20 protein-coding genes are annotated in these 24,128 nt (G+C 64.2%); 13 read left to right on the forward strand and 7 right to left on the reverse strand.

Annotated features, from left to right (window positions below; translation table 11 throughout):
• The first annotated feature begins 38 nt into the window (after positions 1-38).
• Positions 39-992, forward strand: coding sequence for a LysR family transcriptional regulator (locus PI93_RS09480; RefSeq protein WP_039375488.1), 954 nt, complete (start codon positions 39-41; stop codon positions 990-992).
• Here the strand turns inward: PI93_RS09480 and PI93_RS09485 are convergent.
• Positions 892-2,055 carry an MFS transporter gene (locus PI93_RS09485; RefSeq protein WP_201278435.1) on the reverse strand — a complete coding sequence of 388 codons (1,164 nt, stop codon included), beginning with the start codon at positions 2,053-2,055 and terminating at the stop codon, positions 892-894. The genes PI93_RS09480 and PI93_RS09485 overlap by 101 nt on opposite strands.
• Before the next feature lie 134 nt (positions 2,056-2,189).
• On the opposite strand from PI93_RS09485, the gene PI93_RS09490 reads away from it, so the two are divergent.
• From PI93_RS09490 to PI93_RS09500, 3 genes are all read left to right on the forward strand, one after another.
• The gene (locus PI93_RS09490) at positions 2,190-3,083 is read left to right on the forward strand and encodes a LysR family transcriptional regulator (RefSeq protein WP_039375489.1); all 894 of its coding nucleotides are present in this window, start codon (positions 2,190-2,192) and stop codon (positions 3,081-3,083) included.
• Positions 3,084-3,231: 148 nt separating this feature from the next.
• A complete protein-coding gene (locus tag PI93_RS09495) occupies positions 3,232-3,999 on the forward strand; it encodes a LuxR family transcriptional regulator (RefSeq protein WP_039375491.1) in 768 nt (255 codons plus the stop codon).
• Positions 4,000-4,356: 357 nt separating this feature from the next.
• Positions 4,357-4,626 (forward strand): DUF4148 domain-containing protein, encoded by a 270-nt coding sequence (locus PI93_RS09500; RefSeq protein WP_039375493.1) that lies wholly within the window; start codon positions 4,357-4,359, stop codon positions 4,624-4,626.
• A gap of 245 nt (positions 4,627-4,871) precedes the next feature.
• Here the strand turns inward: PI93_RS09500 and PI93_RS09505 are convergent, their stop codons facing one another.
• From PI93_RS09505 to PI93_RS09530, 6 genes are all read right to left on the reverse strand, one after another.
• Positions 4,872-6,365, reverse strand: coding sequence for an efflux transporter outer membrane subunit (locus PI93_RS09505; RefSeq protein WP_039375495.1), 1,494 nt, complete (start codon positions 6,363-6,365; stop codon positions 4,872-4,874).
• Positions 6,366-6,382: 17 nt separating this feature from the next.
• On the reverse strand, positions 6,383-7,345 hold the full coding sequence (locus PI93_RS09510; protein ID WP_039375497.1) for an efflux RND transporter periplasmic adaptor subunit: 963 nt from the start codon (positions 7,343-7,345) through the stop codon (positions 6,383-6,385).
• Positions 7,342-7,551: a DUF1656 domain-containing protein gene (locus PI93_RS09515; RefSeq protein ID WP_039375500.1), complete on the reverse strand. Its 210-nt coding sequence runs from the start codon at positions 7,549-7,551 to the stop codon at positions 7,342-7,344. The genes PI93_RS09510 and PI93_RS09515 overlap by 4 nt, the downstream gene beginning before the upstream one ends.
• The gene (locus PI93_RS09520) at positions 7,548-9,557 is read right to left on the reverse strand and encodes an FUSC family protein (RefSeq protein ID WP_039375501.1); all 2,010 of its coding nucleotides are present in this window, start codon (positions 9,555-9,557) and stop codon (positions 7,548-7,550) included. Before PI93_RS09520 ends, PI93_RS09515 begins: the two co-directional genes overlap by 4 nt.
• 3 nt (positions 9,558-9,560) lie before the next feature.
• On the reverse strand, positions 9,561-10,034 hold the full coding sequence (locus PI93_RS09525; protein ID WP_039375504.1) for a MarR family winged helix-turn-helix transcriptional regulator: 474 nt from the start codon (positions 10,032-10,034) through the stop codon (positions 9,561-9,563).
• 193 nt (positions 10,035-10,227) lie between these two features.
• Positions 10,228-10,764, reverse strand: a complete 537-nt coding sequence (locus tag PI93_RS09530; protein WP_039375506.1) for a MarR family winged helix-turn-helix transcriptional regulator — start codon at positions 10,762-10,764, stop codon at positions 10,228-10,230.
• Positions 10,765-10,910: 146 nt separating this feature from the next.
• Here PI93_RS09530 and badH point away from each other — a divergent pair, with 146 nt between their 5' ends.
• The 9 genes from badH to PI93_RS09575 all read left to right on the forward strand — a co-directional run bounded on the left by badH (position 10,911) and on the right by PI93_RS09575 (position 24,116).
• Positions 10,911-11,678, forward strand: a complete 768-nt coding sequence (gene badH, locus PI93_RS09535; RefSeq protein ID WP_039375508.1) for a 2-hydroxycyclohexanecarboxyl-CoA dehydrogenase — start codon at positions 10,911-10,913, stop codon at positions 11,676-11,678.
• A 65-nt stretch (positions 11,679-11,743) separates the two neighbouring features.
• Complete coding sequence (gene badI, locus PI93_RS09540; protein ID WP_039375510.1) at positions 11,744-12,526, forward strand: 2-ketocyclohexanecarboxyl-CoA hydrolase; 783 nt, start codon at positions 11,744-11,746, stop codon at positions 12,524-12,526.
• Positions 12,527-12,541: 15 nt separating this feature from the next.
• Positions 12,542-13,696: a cyclohexanecarboxyl-CoA dehydrogenase gene (gene aliB / locus PI93_RS09545; RefSeq protein ID WP_039375511.1), complete on the forward strand. Its 1,155-nt coding sequence runs from the start codon at positions 12,542-12,544 to the stop codon at positions 13,694-13,696.
• Positions 13,697-13,766: 70 nt separating this feature from the next.
• Complete coding sequence (gene aliA, locus PI93_RS09550; protein WP_039375513.1) at positions 13,767-15,443, forward strand: cyclohexanecarboxylate-CoA ligase; 1,677 nt, start codon at positions 13,767-13,769, stop codon at positions 15,441-15,443.
• Positions 15,444-15,456: 13 nt separating this feature from the next.
• Positions 15,457-16,626 (forward strand): acyl-CoA dehydrogenase family protein, encoded by a 1,170-nt coding sequence (locus PI93_RS09555; RefSeq protein WP_039375514.1) that lies wholly within the window; start codon positions 15,457-15,459, stop codon positions 16,624-16,626.
• An 88-nt stretch (positions 16,627-16,714) separates the two neighbouring features.
• Positions 16,715-18,187, forward strand: coding sequence for an MFS transporter (locus PI93_RS09560; RefSeq protein ID WP_236105616.1), 1,473 nt, complete (start codon positions 16,715-16,717; stop codon positions 18,185-18,187).
• Between the two features lie 338 nt (positions 18,188-18,525).
• The gene (gene nirB / locus PI93_RS09565) at positions 18,526-20,976 is read left to right on the forward strand and encodes a nitrite reductase large subunit NirB (protein ID WP_039375516.1); all 2,451 of its coding nucleotides are present in this window, start codon (positions 18,526-18,528) and stop codon (positions 20,974-20,976) included.
• Positions 20,977-20,986: 10 nt separating this feature from the next.
• Positions 20,987-21,373, forward strand: a complete 387-nt coding sequence (nirD, locus tag PI93_RS09570) for a nitrite reductase small subunit NirD (protein ID WP_052241120.1) — start codon at positions 20,987-20,989, stop codon at positions 21,371-21,373.
• A 25-nt stretch (positions 21,374-21,398) separates the two neighbouring features.
• Positions 21,399-24,116: a nitrate reductase gene (locus PI93_RS09575; RefSeq protein ID WP_052241121.1), complete on the forward strand. Its 2,718-nt coding sequence runs from the start codon at positions 21,399-21,401 to the stop codon at positions 24,114-24,116.
• Positions 24,117-24,128: the final 12 nt, after the last annotated feature.

Raw genomic sequence — 24,128 nt, forward strand, 5'->3', positions numbered from 1 at the left:
AACCAATATTGGCGCACGTCCATATATCATCTCGCTTCATGAACACCTTAAAGAACATGCGGATCTTTGTGCGCGTGGCCGACGCGGCCAGCTTTGCCGGCGCAGCGCGCTCGCTCGACATGACGACGGCGCAGGCGTCGAAGGCGGTGTCCGAGCTGGAAGCGCATTTGCGCACCCGCTTGCTGCATCGCACGACACGCAAGCTGGCGCTCACTGACGCGGGGCAACGTTATCTCGCACGTTGCCGCGACATCATCGCGCTCGTCGACGACTCGGAGGCCGAAGCGGGTGCGGCGAGCGCCGCGCCGGCTGGCACGCTGCGTCTGCATGCGCCGGCAAGCTTCGGTCAGGTGTTCGTGATCCCGGCGCTCGCGCGATTCCTGGAACAGTATCCGGAGGTCCAGGCGGACCTGATGCTGTCGTCGCGCGTGCCGGATCTATTGGAAGAAAACATCGATGTCTCGCTACGGCTCGCTGCGTCGCAGCTACCCGATTCGGGCCTCGTGTCGGCCCGGATCTGTCGCATGGCGTCGGTGCTGTGCGCCGCACCGCAATACCTCGATAAGCACGGTGCCCCGGCGTCGCTCGACGAACTGGCGCAGCACACGCAGGTGCGTCTCGTCGCCCCGCATTATTCGGTCGATCACTGGGATTTCGACGGCCCTGACGGCCGTGTGAAGATCCCCGTGCCTTCGGCGCGCTTGCGGGTGAATACCGCCGACTCGCTGGCGGCCGCGTTGATCAGCGGCTGTGGCGTTGGGCCGGTGCCGTTGCTCTCGGCGCTCTCGGCGTTGCGCAGCGGTTCGCTGATTCGCGTGCTGCCGGCCTACGAAATGCAGGGGACGAACGTCTATGCGGTCTACGCGTCGCGCCTGTATCTCGACGCGAAGGTCAAGACGTGGATCGCGTTTCTGCAAGCGTTTGTGGAGCAGGCCCTGACGGCGCCAGACGCCGTAGCGCTAGCGCAGCTCCCGCAATGCCCAACCCGATAATGAGCGAAACCCAGAGAATCGCCGCATCGCCCCACTGCTCCCGCGCCAGGGCGTACCCCCAGGGGGCGACGGCAGACAACGCAAACGCAGGCGTGAGCAGCGTGCCCAGCGCGTGAGCGTAGGCGTCGGTGGCGAAGAGTTCGAGCGGCAGGCTCGCGCGCAGCAGCGTGGCCAGACCGTTCAGGGCGCCGTAAGTAAAAATGAAAATACCGGCGATGTAGACGGACGACAGGCCGGCGAGTCCCAGCGCGAAGCAGAGCGGTAGTCCGCAGCCAACCACGAGATTGAGTTTGACGGCACTCGCCTGACGTGGCTGAAGCCATTCGAGCGTGCGTGCGCAGACCTGACCCAATCCCCACAGGGCGGCGAGCCCAACGGGCAAACCGTGAGCACCGAGTAGCGACGTGAGATGGGCCACCAGCCCCGAGGACAGAATCGCGACCAGCGCCATGACGGCGCAGTAGAGCCATGCGGGGGCTCGGGGTAGCGGCGAGCGTGTCTGGTTGGCGGCATGAGCCGCCGGTATCCGTGGAGGCGTCGGCGGCAGGCTGCGCAGCAATGCCCAGGCGAGCAGACCAAGCAGACCATAGACAAACACGCCGGTTCGCCATCCCCAGGTGTCGCCCAGCCAGTTGCCCAAGGGCCAGAACACGGTCGTCGCCAGTCCGCCCATGAGCGTGATCTGTGTCATCGGTCGGCGTGCCGAGGGCCCGTAAAGGGCGGCGAGCGTGGCAAACGCGGCGTCGTAAAGCGATAGCCGCATGCCCACGCCGAGCAGGCACCACGCCGTATAGAACTGCACAAGGGTCGCGCTCGTGGCAAGCGTTGCGCAGCCCGCCGAACAGATGAGTGTGCCGGTGCACATGACGCGGCGTCCGCCCATTCGCTCGAGCCAGCGGCCCGACAGCGGCGAAATCACGGCCATCACGAGCATGGCAAGCGACGGGCCGGCAAACACCCAGGTCTGCGGGTATGCGGTCGTTTGCGCGATACGCCACGCGAAAGCGCCGGGCAGATAGAAGCTCACCCCCCAGTTGATCAATTGCGCGAAGCCAAGGGTCATGACGGTGGGCATGGCGGGAGGGGGCGGTGACGATACCGCTGGACGGGTTAGCGAAGTGACGTCCGCATGGTGCGCCGATACCATCTCTTGGTAAAGTCTTGGCATCTTATCCGGTTCATAAGGAAAACTTTGAGATGCGCCGCCTGAATCTGGACCAGCTTCACACGTTTTCCGAGGTCGTCGACGCGGGAAGTTTCTCGGCGGCAGCTGCCCGTCTCGAACTGTCGCAACCCGCCGTGAGCCTACAGGTTCGCCAACTGGAGCAGCGGTTAAACGTCAGGCTGATCGAGCGCGTGGGCAAGCGACTCAAGCCGACCTCCGCCGGACTGACCTTGCTGGAGCATGCTCGCCGCATCGATGCGGCGGTCGAAGAGGCCATGCAGGCACTGTCGAGCCACGCGAGCGATGTCGCGGGGGAGGTGGCCATTGGCACCGGGGCGACGGCTTGTATTCATCTGTTGCCGCCGATTCTGCGGGCGATGCGCAAACGTCATCCGATGCTCGACATTCGCGTGAGTACCGGCAATACCGACGACGTGCTGGCGGCGGTCACGGAGAATCGGCTGGACATTGGTCTCGTCACGCTGCCTGCCGCAGGTCGCAGCCTGCACATCACGCCGGTATTGCGCGATGCGTTTGTCGCTATCGCGCCGGCGAGCGATGCGGACTGGGCCGCCGAAGTCACGCCACAGCGGCTCGCTGCGGCACCGATGGTCGCGTTCGAATCGGGGAGCAGCACGCGGTTGTTGATCGACGAGTGGTTCCTGCAAGCCGGATTGCGCGTGCGTCCGGTCATGGCGCTGGGCAGCATCGAAGCGATCAAGGAAATGGTGGCGGCGGGGTTGGGCTACAGCATCGTGCCGCGCATGTCGGTGGACGCGGCGCACTATCGGCGGGGATTGCGCATCTCGACGTTGACGCCTGAATTGTCGAGAACGCTTGCGATCGTCGTGCGTCAGGACAAACCGCTTACGCCAGGATTACGCAAAGTGATGTCGGCATTGGAGGCGTTGAATAGCGCGACATAATTCTCAATGCGGAAATGATTGGCACTCCACGTTAAATGGGCTTGTTGTTTTATTGATCAAAATTACTACCCGCAAACCATAAAGCTGGGACTACAATGCGCGAATATCGGCAATTCGCCGGCAAATATCAAGAAACGTGCAACTCGCAATGCATCATCATCTTTACCGGTATGAGGGGCTGCTTAGCGCCCGCTCGGTCGAGGCACTCGACGCAGAGTTTCAGAATCTGACACATTCGCTGGGATATGACGCGCTGTTTTACGCGCCGCTCCTGCCGCGTCGGGAACGAGAGGCGGCGGCATTCCAGATCGAGGATCAGCGGATTTCGGCGCAGGGTATGCCGAGTCGTCATATCTTCACGACATTTCCTGCGGCGTGGATCGAGCGTTATCAAAGCGCGGGATATGCCGAAGTCGATCCGGTGCTGATCGCTGCCAATTTGTCGCCGCTGCCGATTCTCTGGCGGACGTTTCTGTCGCAGAAGCGACCGCATCCGATTTTCGCGGATGCCCGCGAGCATGGTCTGGGGTCGGGGGTGTCGATTCCCATCTATGGCGCCGCCGGCGAGCGCGCCATCTTCAGTGCGGCGACGGCGAAGTCGCCCGAGGAGTCGGCCGAGCACGAGGCGCGCATGGTCGGAGAGATTTATCTCGCGGCAGTGTATTTTCACCAGGCGATTCAGCAGCTCGACATGCAATGGGTCGCGAGTCGCAGTGCCGGTAAGCTCAGTCCGCGTGAAGTCGAAAGTCTGCTCTGGGCTGCGCGCGGTAAAACCGCATGGGAAATTGGTTTGATTCTGAAGATTTCCGAACATACCGTGACGTTTCATATCAATAACGCCAAACGCAAGCTCGGTGCCGTCAATCGGCATCAGGCCATCGCCGCTGCGATCAGCAGCGGATTGATTTCCCCCTGATTCTTCGCCTCTTCCCGATTCTTCCGCCATTCATCCCTTGCTCGTGAGCGCCGTCTTGCGTCGCTCACGCGGCAAATTTCGTCCGCGATTCACTGCGCGATTGCGCTCCCGCCGTTCTTTATCTGGTGAATCACACGATCTTCGAGACGTCGGTGCCAGGACTATCCCGTTTTCTGCCATTTTCAGGTCATTTCGGCACGGAATGCCGCGGATTTCACAACATTTCAGAAACAGTGTGTTGTCGCTTTAGGGCTAGCTCATTAGTAAGGGAAAACTATAATTTACTCATGGCGAAAACTGATTTGATAGCGGTTTTCGTGTCCATGAGCGTCATATGAACGATAAAAGGAGTTTTCCATGAAAAAGAACCTGTTGACTGCTGTCGCGCTCGTTGGGCTGACGATGGCTGCTGGCTCGGTATTCGCGGCGGATCAAAGCCAAACGAGCGGTGTGACCCGCGCCCATGTGCGCGCCGAGCTGCAAGCTGCGCGTGAACTTGGCCTGTCGCCGGTGACGGAATTCAATTTCCCGTACACCTACGAACAGTCGATTCAGTTGCAGAAGCTGACGGCCCAGATTGAAGCGCAGAACCAGACTCGCGCACCGCAAGCCCCGAGCGCCAACTAAACGGCGTTCAGATAACTTCGGTTATCGATAGCAGTTCCGGATTCGCCGACGGCCTGCCCGATTCCTCATCGAGTCTCGCCCGCGCGCCGCGCGATTCCCCCTCACCGACGCCAGCGCGCGTCATTCGCCACAGCCCCGCCCGAGGATTCGTTCCCGACGGGGCTTGTGTGTTTCTGGAGGGGAGGCGTCACGAGGACGCCACTTCCCTTGTCGAAATCACCTCAACGGATTAGCGGATTAGCGGACTAATGGGTGGACGGCACCGACGAGGTCGTTGTATCCCCCCGTTCGGCCGTCGAATGGGATTCGCTCAACGACGTCTTGTCGTTGGCGGCGCTCGATTGCCAGCCGCCGCCCAGCGCCAGGAACAGATTGACCTGATCCATCGCGACTTGCGTTTCGGACGCGGCCAGTGCCGCCTCGGCGTTGGCGTGGGTGCGCTCGGCGTCGAGGCTGGTCAGGTATGGCGCGCGCCCGGCCTGATAGAGCTTGTGATTTTGTTCGGCCGCGGCGCGCGACTTGTCGCGGGCGTCACGCAAGGCGTCGTCGCGCTGCAACTCGCGGGTGTACGCCGAGAGCGATGTCTGCGTTTCCTGCAAGGCCTTCAACACCACGCCGTCGAAATGGGCGAGGGCGGCGTCGGCACCGGCTTCCATGCCTTTGATGTGGGCGCGCACGCCGTTGGTTGGCAGTGACCATGTGATCATCGGCCCCACGGTCCACTGTTCGGTACGGCCTTGCCCGAAGTGTTCCAGCACGCCGCTCGCGCCGATCGAGGCGCCGAGTCGAATCGAGGGGTACAGGTCTGCCGTGGCAACGCCGATCTTGGCGGTGGCTGATGCCAGTTCGCGCTCGGCCTGTCGCACGTCCGGGCGGCGCTTGAGCAGCGCCGTACCATCGCCGACAGGTAACGTCTGGCGAAGTTGGGGAATGCGACGGCATTGCGCCGCGCTCGCGTCGAGCGTGCCGGGCACCTTGCCGAGCATCACGGCCAGCCGATAGGTCGCGGCTTCGTGTTGCGCCTGGAAATGAGGCAGCGCGGCGCGCAGCGTGTCGGCCTGCGCCTGAGCGCGCAGCAGATCGGTCGGCTGATCGCGACCGGCATCGACCAGCTTGCGCGTGATCGCCACACTCTTTTCCTGCAATTGCAGTTGTTGGTTGGCGATGTCGTACTCATGATTGGCCGCGCAGCCTTGCACATAGGCGCGTACCGTTTCGGCGGCCACGCTCACGCGAGCGACATCGAGCGCTGCCTGACTGGCTTCGGCCGCGGCGAGTGCGGCTTCATCTGCACGGGCCAGCTTGCCGAAGAAGTCGATCTGGTAAGAGATGGACAGCGCCGCTGCGGCCAGATTGACCACCGGCAGCTTTTCTTCCTTCAGGAAACTCTCGCCGGAAAGCTGGGCGCGGCCTACATTGGCTTCCACGCCGCCCTGCGGCAAATTCTCCGATTCGACCTCGTGATACATCGCAATCGCGCGCTGAACGTTGGCGAGCGCCACGCGCACGTTCGTGTTGGCGGCAAGTGCCTCTTTCACGAGCGCGTCGAGCTTCGGATCGTCGTAGAGCTGCCACCAGTCGTCGGGCACCGCACCGATGGAAACGGCACGTTGCGTGGGGTTGGCTAGGGGGCCGTTCGCGTCGGGGGAACGCATCACCGAGTTTTCCGGCAGATGGTAGTCGGGGCCGACGGTCGTGCATCCGGCAACGAGCGCGGCAGCTGCTGCCACGGCGCTCATCAGGAGTAATCGTGTGCTCACTGCCGGGCTCCCGCTTGGGCGCCGGTCTCGTGGGCCGAGGCCAGCGTCGCGGACGCGGCGTCAGCCTGTTTCGACTGACCTGACTTGTCCTGCCGATTTTCCACGACGGTCACGGTTGCGGTGCGACCGGCGACCAGACGCATATCCTTGGGCACATCGTCGAGTGCAATGCGCACCGGGATGCGCTGAGCGAGACGAACCCAGTTGAAGGTCGGATTGATGTTCGGCAACATCGACGCGCCGCTCGTGCGATCGCGATCCTCGATGCCCGCGACGATGCTCTGCACGTGGCCGTGCAATACATGTTGCTCGCCCATCAGGCGGACTTCCACTTTGTCGCCGATGTGAATGCCGCGCATCTTCGTTTCTTCGAAATAGCCCTCGACGTGCAGCGAGTTGGCGTCGACCATCGAGAGCACCGGACGGCCGGTGCTGACATAGTCGCCCACGCGTGGCAGACGATCGTTCAGATAGCCGTCGGCCGGGGCGAGAACCCGGGTGCGTTCGAGGTTGAGCTTGGCCAGTCGCACGGCGGCTTCGGCCTGTGCAACGGCGGCTTCGCCGGACTCGACCTTGGCCTGACCGGCCTCGACCACTTCCTTGGCGACCACTTCCGTCAACTGATGGTTACGCGCGTTCTCGCGGCGTGCCTGTGCGAGTGTGGCGCGCTGCGCAGCGACCGTGGCTTCCGCCTGTTGCAGCGCCAGCGTATAGCGGTCGCGGTCGATCACGAACAGCAGATCGCCACGGTGCACCTGCTGGTTGTCCTTGACCTCGACGTCGGTAATAAGGCCGGAGACGTCGGGGGCGACTTGCACGATGTCGGCGCGAATGCGGCCGTCACGTGTCCACGGGGCGACGGTGTAGTAGTCCCACAGATGCAGCAGCACGAAGACCGCGACGCAGGATACTGCGAGCGTCAGCACAACGGGGCCGAGAGAGCGAAGTTTCAGTTTCATGGTTGGCAGGCCCGCGCGATGGCGACGATGCCGCCCAGCGCGATGATGTACACAGCGAGGTTGAATAAGGAACGGTGCCAGACGAGCTTGTAAAAACCGATGCGCGCGAGCACGAAGCGCAGCGCGCCCGTCAGCACGAAAGCCACGACCATGAGGACCAGCAGCGTCGGCACGAAGACGCCGTAGATATCGATCTCACCGCTCATTGGACACTCCCGGGTCGTGTGGCCGGGAACAGCGCGACGTGGATGTCCATGAGCGATGCGCGCGCACTGCGCGACGCCTGATCGCTATGGGCCACCAACGAGCGCACCGCGCCCAGCAGTTTGTCGTGCAGCGTGGTGTCGGGTTCGCTCACCTGTTCGTCGAGGCGCGCCTGATAAAAGCGCGCCACGTCGGTGAGCACGGCCTCGACGGCGTCGCGCTGCGATGGATTCAGATGCGGCAGCTCGCGCTGCAACGCCAGCGCCGAGAGTTCGACGCGTACTTCGGTAAAGCCGTCGCTCGACGTTTCGCTTTCGCTGGCGGCCAGACGCGGCACCAATTGGCCGAGCCGGTCGAGCAATCGCGCTCGCAGGCGTCCGTGTTCGGTCACCGAGCGGCCGACCGCGTTTTTCGCGATATCGCGCCAGCTCGAGTGGATCAGGCGGCGCATGGCCACGCGGGTGCCGAACGGACGCGTCTGCAACGTCCAGAGCAGCGCGAACAACACGCCGACCAGGCCGGCGAGATTGCTGTTGAAGAACGCCGGAAAGTCAGCGCTGTAGCCGCCCTGAATGCCGACGAAGCTCGCGGTATTGACCGCCACGAGCATGGCGACCATCGTGAAGCGCGGCTGCGGGATGAAGGTGCCGAGCAGCAGGTACGGAACGGCAAACATCGCGACGAGCAGACCGAAGTCATGGGCATTCGTCAGGATGAAGAACACATAGACGGCGGCGAACACCACGCACACGGCCGTTGCCCAGAAGAACGAGCGGATGAACGGTGCGGGCTCGTCCATGGCGGCGAAGAAGCAGCAGGCCACGGCGCCGAGCGAGACGGCCGCGGCGCCATCGTTCCAGCCGGTGTAGATCCACGCCATGCCCATGAGGAATGTGCATAGCGCGGCCGATACGGTCGAGAACAGGAGCAGGCCGTGATCGTAATGGCGCGCGCCGCCTAATTCCCAATGCGGGAAGGCGGGTGTCCATTCCTGTCCGCGGTCCTGATCGTCGTGCTGGCCAAAGCGGCGTTGCAACGACACGCAGTCTTGCCAGAGTTGCACGAGCGAGCGCAGACGGTCTTCGGTCGCCGCCACGAGTGCGCCATACCAGTCAGAGGCTTCGCCGGCCGATTGCGGCGGGCTCAACAGGTGGGCCGGGGCGGGCGACGGCGCACCGCGACGCAGCCATGCAACGACCTCTGCCATCTTCGCTTCGAGTGCTTCCGGCGCGCCCATTGGGTGCTGACGCAACGTGTGCACGAGCGAGGCTACCGTCGAGAGTACCGGCATCATCATGGTCATGCGCCCGCGCAATTCCTGCGCGTCGCGAACGCGTTCCGACGTGTCGGCATCGTAAGAGAGCTGGCTGATCAACTGGTCGAGCGCCAGAATGTCGGCCGCCATGCGGTGGCGGCTCATGTGTCGCGTGGCCTTGCCTTCCGGATCGGCCGAGAGCATGTCGGTCGTCCAGCGTGCGGCATCGGTGAGCCAGCGCGCCGAGCGGTCGTGCAGCACCTTGGCCACACTTGTGGGCAGGATCACGGCGCCGACCACACTCGCGCAAACGATACCGAGAATGATCTCCTCGGAGCGCGCGACCGCGATATCGAAAATGCCGTCGGGCGTATTGACCGCCGGCAGGGCGATCAGCGGCAAGGTGTACGACGCCAGCAGAAACACATAGCTGCGCGGTGAACGATGCAGCAGCGAGATATAGAGCAACGTGCCGGTCCACAGTCCGACAGCCGCCATCAGCAATTCAGGGTTGTTGACGAGCGCGGGAACGAAGGCAATGGACGCTGCCGCACCGAGCAGCGTGCCGAGCACGCGGTACAGCGCTTTGGAGCGGGTGGCGCCCGTGAGCGGGTGCGACACGATGTAGACCGTGGCCATCGCCCAGTACGGACGCGGCAAACCGAGCGCCAGGGCGATGTAGAGCGCCAGCATCGAGGCGACGAACGCCTTGATCGAGAAAATCCAGTCGCGTGAGGATGGCCAGTTGAACACGGTTTACTTCTTCGGGGGCTCCATCGCGAGGATGCCCACGTCGGGGCTCGCTACGCGGGAGATGGCTTCGAACACGCGCAACACCGCCTCGAAATCCTCGCGCGGGATGTTCGCGAAGACCTTCGCGCGCAACTGGCTGAGTTCGATTTCGAGCTTTTCGGCGAGCGCCTCGCCGGCCTCCGTGAGCCGCAGCGCATTGGCGCGCCGGTCGCTGGCATCGACTTCGCGCAGCACGAGGCCGGCTGCGCACAACTGATCGAGCAGCCGTACCAGAGATGCGCCTTCGAGTCCGACATATTCGGCAAGCTCGACCTGACGCACACCCTGGCCAAGACGGCGGATGAACAGTAACGGGCCGGCGCTCGCCGCGGAAATGCCGTATTCGACGATCGCGCCCTGCGAGATCTGACGCCACTGCTTGCCCGCCAGCAGCAAATGGCTGGTGAAGACAAAGCGGAGCGATTCAAGGGAGGTCATGGGGAAAGATTATATGTTAACTAATAATTAGGATGCTAGTTAATGCGTTATTGCATCAGGCGGTGAAATCGACGGGAAAGCCCGTCCCGTAAGGGGTTTCGACCGGTCTCGCGGTGCCGGCCGGCGAGCGGAAGCCGGCACTTTCGGCCACTTATGCCCGTTTTATTTTCCGGTGTGCGTCGGAACAGGGCTGTCAGGCGCCTGGGACATCGGCCTGGCTCGCGTCGTCAGTTTCGCCCTGCGCGCCGGACATCTCGTCTATCTGCTTCATGTTCTCGAGCAGCTTGAGCAAGTAGTGCAGGGTGTGGGTGATATCGCCCGTCGAGAACTCATCCAGTGCGCGTCCGTAGTAGTCGTGAATGCGCGGCACGGCCTCCCGGTGCCAGACATGACGGCCATGTTCGGTCATCGTAATGCGCCGCGAGCGCCGGTCGCGTCCGTCCGGTGCGCTGACGATATGGCCGTCGCGCTCCATGCGGCTGATCAGGCCGGACAGGTTCTGTCGGCTCACCATCAGATAGCGCGCGAGGTCGCCCACGCTCATGCCGTCGGGTACCTCTGGTCGGGACAATGCTCCCAGCACGGCCCATTGCTGTGTCGTCAGGCCAAGGCTTTCAACCGCTCTCGTCCCCGTTTTGTGCAACATGTTGGCGCATTGGTAGAGCCGAAAAAACAACCGGTTTGCCAGTTCCATTCGGGTAATATCTGTATTTTTATTAGGGTTATCCATATCGATTCCTCTGCATTTGCGTGCTTGCGCATTGCTGATCTGATGTCTAGTATACGTCAATATATTGACGTAATTTGATCGGCGGGCAGGCCCCCCTTCGCGCTCGGCAAGGATACCGTGCCCGTCAGCAACTCAGGAGGCAGAACATGCAGCGGTTCGAGGGCAAGACCGTCGTTGTGACGGGCGGCGGGGGCGGGATCGGCGGGGCGACATGTCGCCGGCTGGGAAGCGAGGGGGCGGCCGTGGCCGTGTTCGATCGCGATCTGGCGGCAGCGCAGCGCGTGGCTGGGGAAATCGTCGAAGCCGGGGGGCGAGCGCAGGCGTTTGCGTGCGACATCACCGTGCGCGAGCAGGTCGATGCGGCGCTCGCCGCCGTCGCGCAGGCATTCGGTCCGGTGAGCGTGCTGGTCAACAACGCCGGCTGGGACATCTTCAAACCCTTTACCAAGACGGTGCCCGCCGAGTGGGACCGGCTGATCGCCATCAATCTGATCGGCGCACTGCATATGCATCACGCGGTGCTGCCCGGAATGGTGGCGCAGCGCAGCGGACGGATCGTCAACATCGCATCCGACGCCGCACGGGTCGGCTCGTCCGGCGAAGCGGTCTATGCGGCGTGCAAGGGCGGGATCGTGGCGTTCTCGAAAACCATCGCGCGCGAGCATGCGCGCCACGGCATTACCGTCAATGTGGTGTGCCCCGGGCCGACCGACACCGCGCTTTTCGCCGACTACAAGGAAGGCGCCGGTAATCCCGAAAAACTCGTCGAGGCGTTCACGAAAGCGATCCCTCTCGGGCGTATTGGCCAGGCAGACGATCTGCCCGGCGCGATTGCTTTCTTCGCAAGCGACGACGCGGCGTTCGTCACCGGTCAGGTGCTGAGCGTGTCGGGCGGCCTCACGATGAACGGCTGATATTTCCATCAAGACGATGCTGCACACGGTCCGATGTCAGGTGGCCGGCGGCGAGGATCAGGACAATGAACTACGAAGACATTCTGTATGAAGTGCGCAACGGTGCGGCGTGGATCACGATCAACCGTCCGGAGAAGATGAATGCATTTCGCGGACGTACCTGCGACGAATTGATTCACGCGATCAACAAGGCGGGCTATGACAGGGAGATCGGCAGCATTGTGCTCGCCGGTGCTGGCGAGAAGGCGTTTTGCACCGGTGGCGACCAGTCGGCGCATGAAGGGCAGTACGACGGGCGCGGCACCATCGGTTTGCCGATGGAGGAACTGCACAACGCGATTCGCGACGTGCCCAAACCAGTGATCGCGCGGGTGCAGGGCTATGCGATTGGCGGCGGCAACGTGATCTGCACTTTGTGCGACTTCACGATCGCCTCCGAGAAGGCTGTCTTCGGTCAGGTCGGGCCGAAGGTCGGTTCGGTCGACCCCGGCTTCGGCACGGCGTTTCTGGCGCGCGTGGTCGGTGAGAAGAAAGCGCGCGAAATCTGGTACCTGTGCCGTCGCTATACGGCAGCCGAAGCGCTCGGGATGGGGCTGGTGAACACTGTGGTCCCGCATGAGCAACTCGACGCCGAAGTGCAGAAATGGTGCGACGAGATCATGGAGCGCAGCCCGACCGCGATCGCCATCGCAAAGCGCTCGTTCAACATGGACACCGCGCAGCAGGCGGGCATCGCCGGCATGGGCATGTACGCGCTCAAGCTCTACTACGAGACGGAGGAGTCGCGCGAAGGCGTGCGCGCGTTCCAGGAAAAGCGTAAGCCCGATTTCCGCAAGTACGCCAAATAAGCGAGGCAGACCGCGATGCTCAATCCGTATCTCGACGACGATCTCGTGGCTCTGGCCGAGCACACGCATCGCTTTGCTCAGGCCCGCATTGCTCCCGGTTTTCAGACGCGCGACCAAACGCGGGTGCTGGAACGCAGTCTCATGCGAGAGATGGGGGAAATGGGGTTGATTGCCCCCGAACTACCGGAAGTCTACGGCGGGCAGGGCATGGGACGTTTGGCCGCTGGTGTGATTCACGAGGCGATCGCGCGCGCCGATCTCAGCATGTCTTACGTCAACCTGCTGGCGTCGCTCAACGGACAGATTCTGGCCGAGCACGGCAAGCCGGAGGTGGTGACGCCCTGGTTGGAGAAGCTCACGCGCGGCGAGACGCTGCTGGCCATCGCACTGACCGAACCGCGTGGCGGCTCCGATGCCGCCAACCTGCGCATGCGCGCCGACTTCGACGGCACGCACTACATCCTTAATGGCGAGAAGACCTCGATCTCGGCAGCCGATCAGGCAGACGCGGCTGTCGTGTTCGCGCGCACCGGCGAGGTGTCCGAACTTGCGCGCGGCATCTCGGCGTTTCTCGTGCCGCTCGACCTGCCGGGCGTGACGCGCCAGCGCTTCGACTGCCACGGTCAGCGCGCCATCGGCCGGGGTTCGCTGTTCTTCGAGAACGTCAGAATTCCTGCCGACCATGGGCTCGGTGCGCCCGGCGAGGGCTTCGTGCAGGTGATGCAGGGCTTCGATTTCTCGCGTGCGCTGATCGGTCTGCAAGTGCTGGCTGTCGCCCGGGCGGCGCTGGACGAAACCTGGGAGTACGTGGCCCAGCGCGAGGCGTTCGGCAAGCCGCTTTCGGCCTTTCAGGGGGTGTCGCATCCGCTGGCGGATTTCGACACGCAGGTCGAGGCGGCCAGACTGCTTTGCCTGCAAACGCTCTGGCTCAAGGACCGTGGCCTGCCGCACAGCGCCGAAGCCGCAATGTGCAAATGGTGGGGGCCGAAGCTGGCCTACGACACGATTCATCAGTGTCTGCTGATGTTCGGACACGGTGGCTACGATCGTGGCGTCATGGAGCAACGCTTGCGTGACGTGCTGGGGTTCCAGATTGGCGACGGCACCGCGCAGATCATGAAGACGATCATTGCGCGCACCCGGGCGGGCAGGCAGGCCGTGCCGATCTGAGGGCGCCACGGCGACAGCAACAACAAGACCATAACGATACGAACGATGCGACAGCACAGGAGACGATGCAATGGAATTCGATGCGGTGTTGCTTCCCCCGAGGCGCGAGCAGAGCGTGGCACGCGGCTGGTGGCCCGAGCGCACGATCAACGATGCACTCGATGCGGCTGTTGCGGTGTCGCCCGCCAAGGTGGCCCTCACGGCGGTGTCGAGCGCCACCGGGCAGACTCAGCGCCTGACCTACGCGGCGCTTGCCGATGCCGCCGAGCGTCTCGCGCTGGGGCTGATGCGTCGTGGTGTCGGGCGCGGTGACGTCGTCGCCTGTCAATTGCCTAACGGTTGGCAGTTCGCGGTCACTTATCTGGCCTGCGCACGGATCGGCGCCGTGCTCAATCCGCTGATGCACATCTTCCGCGAGCGGGAATTGTCGTTCATGTTGCGTCACGGCGAGGCGAAAGTGTTCGTCGTGCCTCGCCAGTTCCGGGGTTTCGACCACGCGGCAATGGCGCGTGCGCTACAGCCGGACTTGCCGGACCTGCAACATGTCATCGTGGTCGACAGCAACGGCGACGCCTCCGGCGAGGATAGCTTCGACGCCGTTCTCATGGCGGGCGAACCCGCGGCGTCGGACGACGAGCGGGCCACCATGCGTGCTGCGCGCGCCCATCCGGACGACATCATGCAACTGATGTACACCTCGGGCACGACGGGCGAACCCAAAGGCGTGATGCACAGCGCAAACACCACGTTCTCGAACATTCTCGCCTATGCCGAGCGCATGCGCCTGGGCCGCGACGATGTGATCCTGATGGGGTCGCCGCTCGCCCATCAGACCGGCTTCATGTACGGACTCATGATGCCGGTGATTCTCGGGGCGAGCGCCGTGATGCTCGACATCTGGGATCCGGCAAACGCCGTGCGGCTGATCCGCGAGCAAGGTGTGACATTCACGATGGCGTCGACACCGTTCCTCTCCGATTTGACCAAAGCGGTGGCGGCCAGTGGCGAGACCGTGCCGAGTCTGCGCACATTTCTGTGCGCGGGGGCACCGATTCCAGGCCCTGTCGTCGAGCAGGCGCGCAGCGTGCTCGGCGCGAAGATCGTTTCGGCGTGGGGAATGACGGAGAACGGCGCCGTGACGCTCACGCGTCTCGACGACGACGATGTGCGGGCCTCCACGACCGACGGTTGCCCGCTCCCGGGCGTGGAGTTGCGCGTGGTCGATGCGCAGAACGACGTATTGCCCGTCGGAGAGACCGGGCGGCTGCTCGTGCGCGCCTGCTCGAACTTCGGTGGCTATCTGAAGCGCGCGCAATGGAACGGCACCGACGATCAGGGCTGGTTCGACACCGGCGACATGGCGTGGCTCGACGCGACCGGCTACGTTCGCATTGCCGGGCGCAGCAAGGACGTGATCATTCGCGGTGGCGAGAACATCCCTGTGGTGGAAATCGAAGCGCTTCTGTATCGGCATCCGGCGATCGCTACGGTGGCGATCGTGGCCTATCCGGACGAGCGTCTGGGCGAGCGCGCCTGTGCGGTCGTCGTGCCGCGCGCCGGCGAATCGATCGACCTCGCGGCCGTGACCAGCTTCCTCGCGTCGCACAAGGTGGCGCGGCAGTACTGGCCCGAGCGGATCGAAGTTCGTGACACGCTGCCGACGACGCCCACGGGTAAGATACAGAAATTCAAGCTGCGCGAGATGCTGCAGGCCTCTCGCGCAACGGCTAATGAACACACGCCTTGAGGACGACTGGCAAATGACATCGAAGGGACTGGATAGCGAATCGTTCGAGCTGTTGCTCGCGGCGGTGCAACGTTTCATCCGCGAGCGGCTGGTGCCCGCCGAGAACGACGTGGAGGAGCACGACGAAGTGCCTGCCGCGATCGTCGACGAAATGAAAGAGATGGGGTTGTTCGGCCTGTCGATCCCCGAGGAATTCGGTGGCATCGGCTTGTCGATGGCGCAGGAAGTGCGCGTGGCCTATGAGTTCGGGCAGACCTCGCTGGCCTTTCGTTCCGTGTTCGGCACCAATGTCGGCATCGGGTCGCAGGGCATTCTGATGGACGGCACCGAGGCGCAAAAGCGGGATCTGCTGCCGCGTGTGGCGAGCGGGGATCTGATCATGTCGTTTGCGCTCACGGAACCCGACGCCGGCTCGGACCCGGCGGCGCTCAAGACACGCGCCGTGCTCGATGGCGATACCTACGTGCTCGATGGTGTGAAGCGCTTCATCACCAACGCGCCGCGTGCCGGAGCCTTCACCCTGATGGCGCGCACCGGCGGCGAAGGGGCGGGTGGCATCTCGGCGTTCATCGTGCCGGCGGGCACGCCGGGGTTGTCGCTGGGCAAACCCGACAAGAAGATGGGGCAGCGCGGCACGAAGACCTGCGACGTAGTGCTGGAGGGCGTGCGTGTCCCGGCGGCGAACATCATTGGCGGCGAGGCAGGCAAAGGGTTCAAGACGGCCATGAAGGTGCTCGATCGCGGACGCCTGCACGTGGCGGCGCTCTCGTGCGGCATGGCGCAGCGCATTCTTGACGAAGCGGTGGCTTACGCGCGCGAACGCAAACAGTTCGGGCAGCGCATCGGCGACTTCCAATTGGTTCAGGCGATGCTTGCGGACAGTCAGGCCGAACTTTATGCGGGATGGTCGATGGTGCAGGACTGCGCCGCGCGCTACGACGCGAAGCCTGCGGGCAAGCGCGATGCGGATGTGAGCATGCGAGCCTCGTGCGCCAAGCTGTTCTGTACGGAGATGGTCGGGCGCGTGGCCGATCGCGGCGTGCAGGTGCATGGTGGCGCGGGCTACATCAACGAATACAAGGTCGAGCGCTTCTATCGCGATGTGCGTTTGCTTCGCCTGTACGAGGGCACCACGCAGATTCAGCAGTTGATCATCGGTCGCGCATTGATGCAGGACGACTGACGCTGCCCTGTCGGTTGCGGCGCGCCGGGCAGCGGCCGCGCGGTGGTTGTAATACACTCGCTGGCGTTCGCTGCCCCCGAGAGCCGTCGTGTCCGAACCTGCCCAGTCGCGCCCGCCATCCCCCTCCTTACCCCCTTCGCCGTCCGGGCCGTCTGACCGGCCGGCACTGACGGTCTCGCAGACGGCATTGCCGTTGCTCGTCGCGTCCACGTTCTTCATGGAGAACCTCGACGCGACCATCATCACCACGTCGCTGCCCGCCATGGCGCACGACTTCGGTGTGGCGCCGTCTCAGCTCTCCATCGGACTTTCGGCCTATCTGGTGGCCCTCGCGGCGTTCATTCCTGCGAGTGGCTGGCTCGCCGACCGGCTCGGCCCGCGTCGCGTGTTTCCGGCGGCGATTGCGCTTTTCACGCTCGCGTCGGTGCTGTGCGCGATGAGTACGAGCCTCGACATGTTCACGCTGTGTCGCGTGTTGCAGGGGCTCGCCGGGGCGATGATGGTGCCGGTCGGCCGACTCATCGTACTGCGCAATACCCCCAAGCCCGCGCTGGTACGCGCTATCGCGACGATCACCTGGCCGGGACTCGCCGCGCCAGTGCTTGGCCCGGCGCTGGGCGGGTTCATCTCGTCGACGTGGAGCTGGCACTGGATCTTCCTGATCAATGTACCGCTGGGCATTGCGGCCTTCGTGGCGGCGCTGTGGCTGGTGAAGCCGTCGCCCGGGCAACGCAAGCCATTCGATCTGCCCGGGTTTGTGACGAGCGGCGTCGGCGCGAGTCTGCTGATGTTCGGGGTGGAGCTGGCCAGCCGCACGCCGGCCGACTGGCCGCTGGTGATCGGGTGTCTCGCGACGGGACTGGTCGCCATGGTGTGGTCGGTCCGCCATTTCCTGCGCGCTGCGCATCCGCTTATCAATCTCTCCGCGCTGCGCGTGCAGACGTTCGCCGTGACGGTCTGGGGCGGTTCGATGTTCCGTATCGCCATCGGCAGCGCGCCGTTTCTCCTGCCGCTCATGTTCCAACTGGCGTTCGGCATGAGCGCCGTGACATCCGGTCTGCTGATGCTCGCGCTCTTCGCGGGCAATCTCGGCATCAAGCCGGCGACCACGCCGATCATGCGCCGCTTTGGCTTTCGTGGCGTGTTGCTGGGCAATGGCGTGCTCGTGGCGGTGGGCTTCGCACTGTGCGCACTGTTGACGGCGACGACACCCCTATGGCTCATCGCACTCGTGCTGCTCTTCGGCGGTATCTGCCGCTCGGTGCAGTTCACCACGCTCGCCACGATGGGCTTCGCGGACGTGCCGCCAGACGACATGAGCGGCGCCACGACGCTCTTCTCCGCGCTCCAGCAGATGACCTCCGGTCTGGGCATCGCTCTGGGCGCGCTCGTGCTCAAGATCACCGAAGTGGCGGGGGCCGCACCGTTCAGCGCGACCAGTTTCCGGTGGACGTTCGCCGCGATGGCGGCCATCGCGCTACTGGCTCTGATCGATGGTGTTCGCCTGCCCGCCGATGCCGGCGCGCACGTGAGCGGGCATACGCCATCGGCGGCACGCTGAGACGCATCATCCTGGTGCGCGCAAGGCGGGTAGCGCCCCGCCTTGCACTGCGGCGGTGCGGCAGGTTTCACGCCACTTTCGGGCGTTTCCCATAGACATTTCTCCCGCTTCGCCTTATTCGGCAACGTTCTGCCGATCGCGGTCGCCTGGCTGGCATGCTTGTTGCATTAGCGTAAGGGCCAGCGGCAAAGGCGTCGCCGGCAACGAATTCAGGTGCGACGTCGGGCGGGATCGCCTGCGACGTACCCACAGGACAACGGCGTCCCTCCGTGCTTCGGCACGGACGGACGCCGTTTTGTTTTTCGGGCGCTGCACGCGTTGCAACGGGAGAAGACAGCATGCGCAAACCTCGTCTGGTCGTGATCGGCAATGGCATGGCGGGCATCCGCACGCTTGAAGAGCTGCTGGAGATCGCGCCGCATCAATACGACATCACCGTGTTCGGCGCGGAGCCGCATCCGAACTACAACCGCATCCTGCTCTCGCCGGTGCTGGCGGGCGAACAGGCGTTTGCGGACATCGTGCTCAATCCACTCGACTGGTATGCGCAGAAGGGCATCACGTTGCATCTGGGCAAGGAAGTCACGCAGATCGACCGGCCGCGCCGTGTGGTGCGTTGTGCCGATGGCACCGAGGCGCCGTATGATCGTTTGCTGATCGCCACAGGCTCCAGCCCGTTCATCCTGCCGGTGCCGGGCAAGGATCTCGACGGCGTGATCAGCTATCGCGATATTCGCGATACCGAGATCATGATCGAGACGGCGCGCGTGAAGCGTCATGCGGTGGTGATCGGCGGCGGCTTGCTCGGTCTGGAAGCAGCGAATGGTCTCAAGCTGCGCGGCATGGACGTCACCGTCGTGCATCTGGCCGATACCCTGCTCGAACGCCAGCTCGACAGCACGGCCGGCAAGCTCCTGCAACAGTCGCTCGAAGCGCGCGGCCTGGCGTTCCGATTGGCGCATCAGACTTCGGCCATTCTCGATGACGGCAACGGTGCCGTGCGTGCCGTGACGTTCAGCAATGGCGAAGAGGTTGCCGCCGATCTCGTGGTGATGGCGGCGGGTATCCGGCCGAATACGACGCTTGCCGAAGCGGCCGGGCTATATTGCTCGCGCGGCATTGTCGTGTCCGACACGTTGCAAACCTACGATCCGCGCATCTACGCCGTGGGCGAGTGCGTGAGCCATCGCGGCGTGGCCTACGGTCTGGTGGCGCCGCTGTTCGAACAGGCCAAGGTCTGCGCCAATCACCTCGCGCTCATGGGCATCGGCAGCTATCGCGGCTCGGTGCTGTCGACCAAGCTCAAGGTTACGGGGATCGACCTGTTCTCGGCCGGCGATTTTCTGGGCGGCGAAGGCACTGAAGAAATCGTGCTGTCCGACCCGGCGAGCGGCGTCTACAAGAAGCTCGTGATCCGCGACGACAAGCTCGTTGGCGCATGTCTGTATGGCGACACGGCCGATGGCGCGTGGTACTTCAAGCTGCTGCGCGAAGGTCGCGCGTTGGGCGAATTGCGCGAGCGCATCATGTTCGGCGAGTCGAGTGTGGGCGATGTCGGCACGCAGGGGCAGAACCGTGCGTCGGCCATGTCCGATAGCGATGAAGTCTGCGGATGCAACGGCGTGTGCAAGGGCACCATCGTCAAGGCGATCACCGAGAAGGGGCTGTTCACGCTGGACGACGTGAAGAAGCACACGAAGGCCGCCAGCTCCTGCGGCTCGTGCGCCGGGCTGTGCGAGCAGATTCTGATGAGCACGCTGGGTTCGACCTACGACGCTGCACCGAAGGAAAAGGCCGTGTGCGGCTGCACCGACCTGTCACATGCGGAGGTGCGCCGCGCCGTGCGCGAGCATCGCCTCACGACGCACCGGGCTGCCTTCGATTTCCTCGAATGGCGCACGCCGAACGGCTGCGCGACGTGTCGCCCCGCGCTGAACTACTACATGCTGAGCACGTGGCCGAAGGAGGCTGTCGACGATCCGCAAAGCCGATTCGTCAACGAGCGCGTGCACGCCAATATCCAGAAGGACAACACGTTCTCCGTCATCCCGCAGATGAAAGGAGGGGTGACGAACGCGAGCGAGTTGCGCCGTATTGCCGACGTGGCGGACAAATACCGGATTCCGATGGTCAAGGTCACGGGCGGCCAGCGCATCGACCTGCTTGGCGTGAAGAAGGAAGACCTCGTGAATGTCTGGCGCGATCTCGGCATGCCGTCTGGGCACGCCTACGGCAAGTCGATCCGCACGGTGAAGACGTGTGTGGGCAGCGAGTTCTGCCGCTTCGGCACGCAGAACAGCACGCAGATGGGCATCGATCTCGAGACGATGCTCGCCAACATGTGGTCGCCGCACAAGGTAAAGCTGGCCGTGTCGGGCTGTCCGCGCAATTGCGCCGAAGCGGGCATCAAGGACGTCGGCGTGATTGCCGTCGATTCCGGCTGGGAGCTGTATGTCGGCGGCAACGGCGGTATCAAGACCGAAGTGGCGCAGTTCCTCGTCAAGGTGAAAACGGCCGAAGAGGTCAAGGAGTACACGGGTGCTTTCCTGCAACTCTATCGCGAGGAAGCCTATTACCTCGACCGCACGGTGCACTACCTCGACCGCGTGGGCCTCGACTATGTGAAACAACGCGTGGTGAACGACGCCGCCAACCGTCGTGCGCTCTATGACCGCCTGCTGTTCTCGCTCGACGGTCTGCCCGACCCGTGGAAGGCGCGCATCGAGGGGGCGCAAGCCAACGAATACCGTCCGCTTGCGCCGCTGGGCGCAGTCCCTGCGACTGTCTGAGGAGATCACCATGACGCTATCCGAACCGATCTGGCTGCATGTCTGCGACGTCGACGCAATCCCGCGTCTGGGCACGCGCGTGCTGCCACATTCGAGCGGCGACATCGCGCTCTTTCGCACCGAGGGTGACAACGTTTTCGCGTTGCGTGACAAGTGTCCGCACAAGGGCGGCGCGCTGTCGCAGGGCATCGTGCATGGCGAGAAGGTCACGTGTCCGCTGCATGCCTGGAATATCGATCTGAGAACCGGCGAAGCGTGCGCGCCCGATGTGGGTTGCGCGCAGCGCTTCCCCGTGCGGATCGACGCGGGCGAGGTCTATCTCTCGTTCGACGAGACGATGTGCGGCGAGGTGGGCGAGGTGGACGAGGCGGGCGCCGAAGCGACCGCCGCCGTCTGACCTTCTCACCATTGCCGGAGCCCTTATGACTACCCTCACGCAAACCACCTGCTGCTACTGCGGCGTCGGTTGCGGCATGCTTGTGGAGAGCGATGGCGAGCGCATCGTCGGCGTGCGGGGCGATCCGGCGCACCCGGCGAACTACGGGCGGTTGTGCAGCAAGGGCATGACGTTGCCGCTCAGCGCACAGTCGCTTGCCGGGCGCGTGTTGATGCCGGAACTGCGCAACACGCGCGATGCCGTGCGCGCGCCGGCGACATGGAACGACGCGCTGGAGGCAGTGGCCGCACGCTTTGCCGACGTCATTCGCCGTCACGGGCCGCACGCCGTTGCGTTCTATGTGTCGGGGCAATTGCTGACCGAGGACTATTACGTCTTCAACAAGCTGGCCAAGGGGCTGGTGCGCACCAATAACATCGATACGAACTCGCGCCTATGCATGTCGAGCGCCGTGAGCGGTTACAAGATGGCGTTCGGGGCCGACGGCCCGCCCACGTGCTACGACGATCTCGAAGCCGCGCGCACGGTGCTTTTTGCTGGCAGCAACATGGCGTATGCGCACCCGGTGCTGTTCCGCCGGCTCGAAGTGGCAAAGGCAGCCGATCCGTCGATTCGCTGGATCGTCGTGGACCCGCGCCGCACCGATACGGCCGCCATGGCCGATCTGCATCTGGCCATCGAGCCCGGCACCGATGTCGCGCTCTTTCACGGCATGCTGCATCACCTCATTTGGGAAGGGCGCATCGATCGCGCATACATCGAGGCGCATACGGAAGGGTTCGACGCGCTCAAGCAAGTGCTGCGCGCATACCCGCCGCAACTCGTAGCGGATATCTGCGGCATCGAAGAGTCGGCATTACGGCAAGCGGCGGACTGGTTCGGCGAAAGTCCGGCGGCACTGTCGCTCTACTGCATGGGGCTGAACCAGTCGAGCCACGGCACAGAGAAGAACCTCGCGCTCATTCATCTGCATCTGGCGACCGCACAGATCGGCCGCGCGGGCGCGGGACCGTTCTCGCTCACCGGGCAGCCCAACGCCATGGGCGGGCGTGAAGTGGGCGGACTGGCGACGATGCTCGCCGCACACCGCGAGATCGACAATGCAACCCACCGGGCGGAAGTCGAGCGGTTGTGGGGCGTATCCGGGCTATCGGATCAGCCGGGCCTGCCTGCCGTCGATATGTTCGATGCGGTGCGCGATGGAAGGATCAAGGCGATCTGGATCGCTTGCACGAACCCCGTGCATTCGATGCCTGACAGCGAGCGCGTGCGAGAGGCGCTGGCGAAAGCGGAATTCGTCGTGGTGCAAGAGGCCTTTCACCAGACCGACACGGTGCCGTATGCCGACGTGCTACTGCCCGCGGCGAGCTGGGGCGAGAAAGCCGGCACGGTCACGAACTCGGAGCGGCGCATCTCGCGTGTGCGGGCGGCCGTGCCCGCACCGGGTGCCGCACGGGCAGACTGGTGGATCGCCAGCGAGGTCGCCCGCCGTCTTGCGCCGAAGCTCGATGCCTCGCCGGCGCCATTCGCGTTTGCTTCCATCGAGGCGATTTTCGACGAGCACCGCGCACTGACCGTCGGGCGTGACCTGGATATCGGCGGCCTTGACTACGCGGTGCTCGAATCGCGCGGCCCCCAGCAGTGGCCGTTCCCGGCTGGGGCGATGCACGGCCGGGCGCGCCGCTATGAGAACGGCGTATTCGCGACCGCCGATGGGCGCGCACGCTTTCATGCGTTCGAGTACCAACCCGTGGCCGAGCCGATCAATGCCCGTCATCCGCTGCGTCTGATTACCGGCCGCCTGCGCGACCAGTGGCACGGCATGAGCCGCACGGGGCGGGTGGGGGCGTTGTTCGAGCATGCGCCGGAACCGGCAATCACGATGCACCCGGCCGACGCTGCGCGCCGCAGCCTGCGCGCAGGCGAATTCGTGCGGCTGTCAAGCCGCCGTGGCGAGCGGGTGCTGATGCTGAGTGTGAGCGACGACGTGGCGTCGGGCACGGTTTTCGTTCCCATGCATTGGAGCGGGCAATTTCTCGGTGGCGGCGGCGTGAACGAGACGACGCTTGGCGCCGTCGACAAATACTCGAAGCAACCGGAACTGAAGCACGCTGCTGTGCGCGTCGATCCGCTCACGCTGCCATGGCGCGTGGCGGCGGTGCGGCGTGGCGATGCGCTGCAACTTCATGCGGCGGTGCAGCCGCTGCTTGCCGAGCGGCGTTTCGCGAGCGTGCGTCTGGAGGGCGACGACCGGATTGTGGTCACCGCCGCCGACGATCAACCCGACGCGGCATGGCTCGAACGTTTGCACGGCGCGCTGGCGCTGCCGCGCGATGAATCGCTGCTGGAGTATCGCGACGCGCGCCGGGCGATGACCAAGCGAGTGGCATGGCGGGAGATGTTGATCGACGGCGTGCTGGTCGCCGGCAGTGAGGCGGATGTCGCGGCCTCGGCGTCGCTGCTCGCTCGTGTGCGAGACACCACGCCGTGGACACGGGCACGTCACGCCGTTTTCGTGGCGGACAGTGGACCGGCGATCCCGCGAGATCACATCATCTGTCAGTGCAAATCGATCACGGCGTCGCGCATCCATACGGCCATTGGGGCGGGGGCCGACGTTCCCCGGCTCAAGGCGGCGCTCGGCTGCGGCACCGTCTGCGGCTCGTGTGTGCCGGAGTTGCAGCGCATGTGCTCGGCGTCGGGTAAGCCGGCAGCACAGTCGATGGCGACGAATGCGGCGTGAGTGTGAAATTCC

The sequence above is a fragment of the Pandoraea fibrosis genome (genome assembly GCF_000807775.2).
Classification (GTDB): Bacteria; Pseudomonadota; Gammaproteobacteria; order Burkholderiales; family Burkholderiaceae; genus Pandoraea; species Pandoraea fibrosis.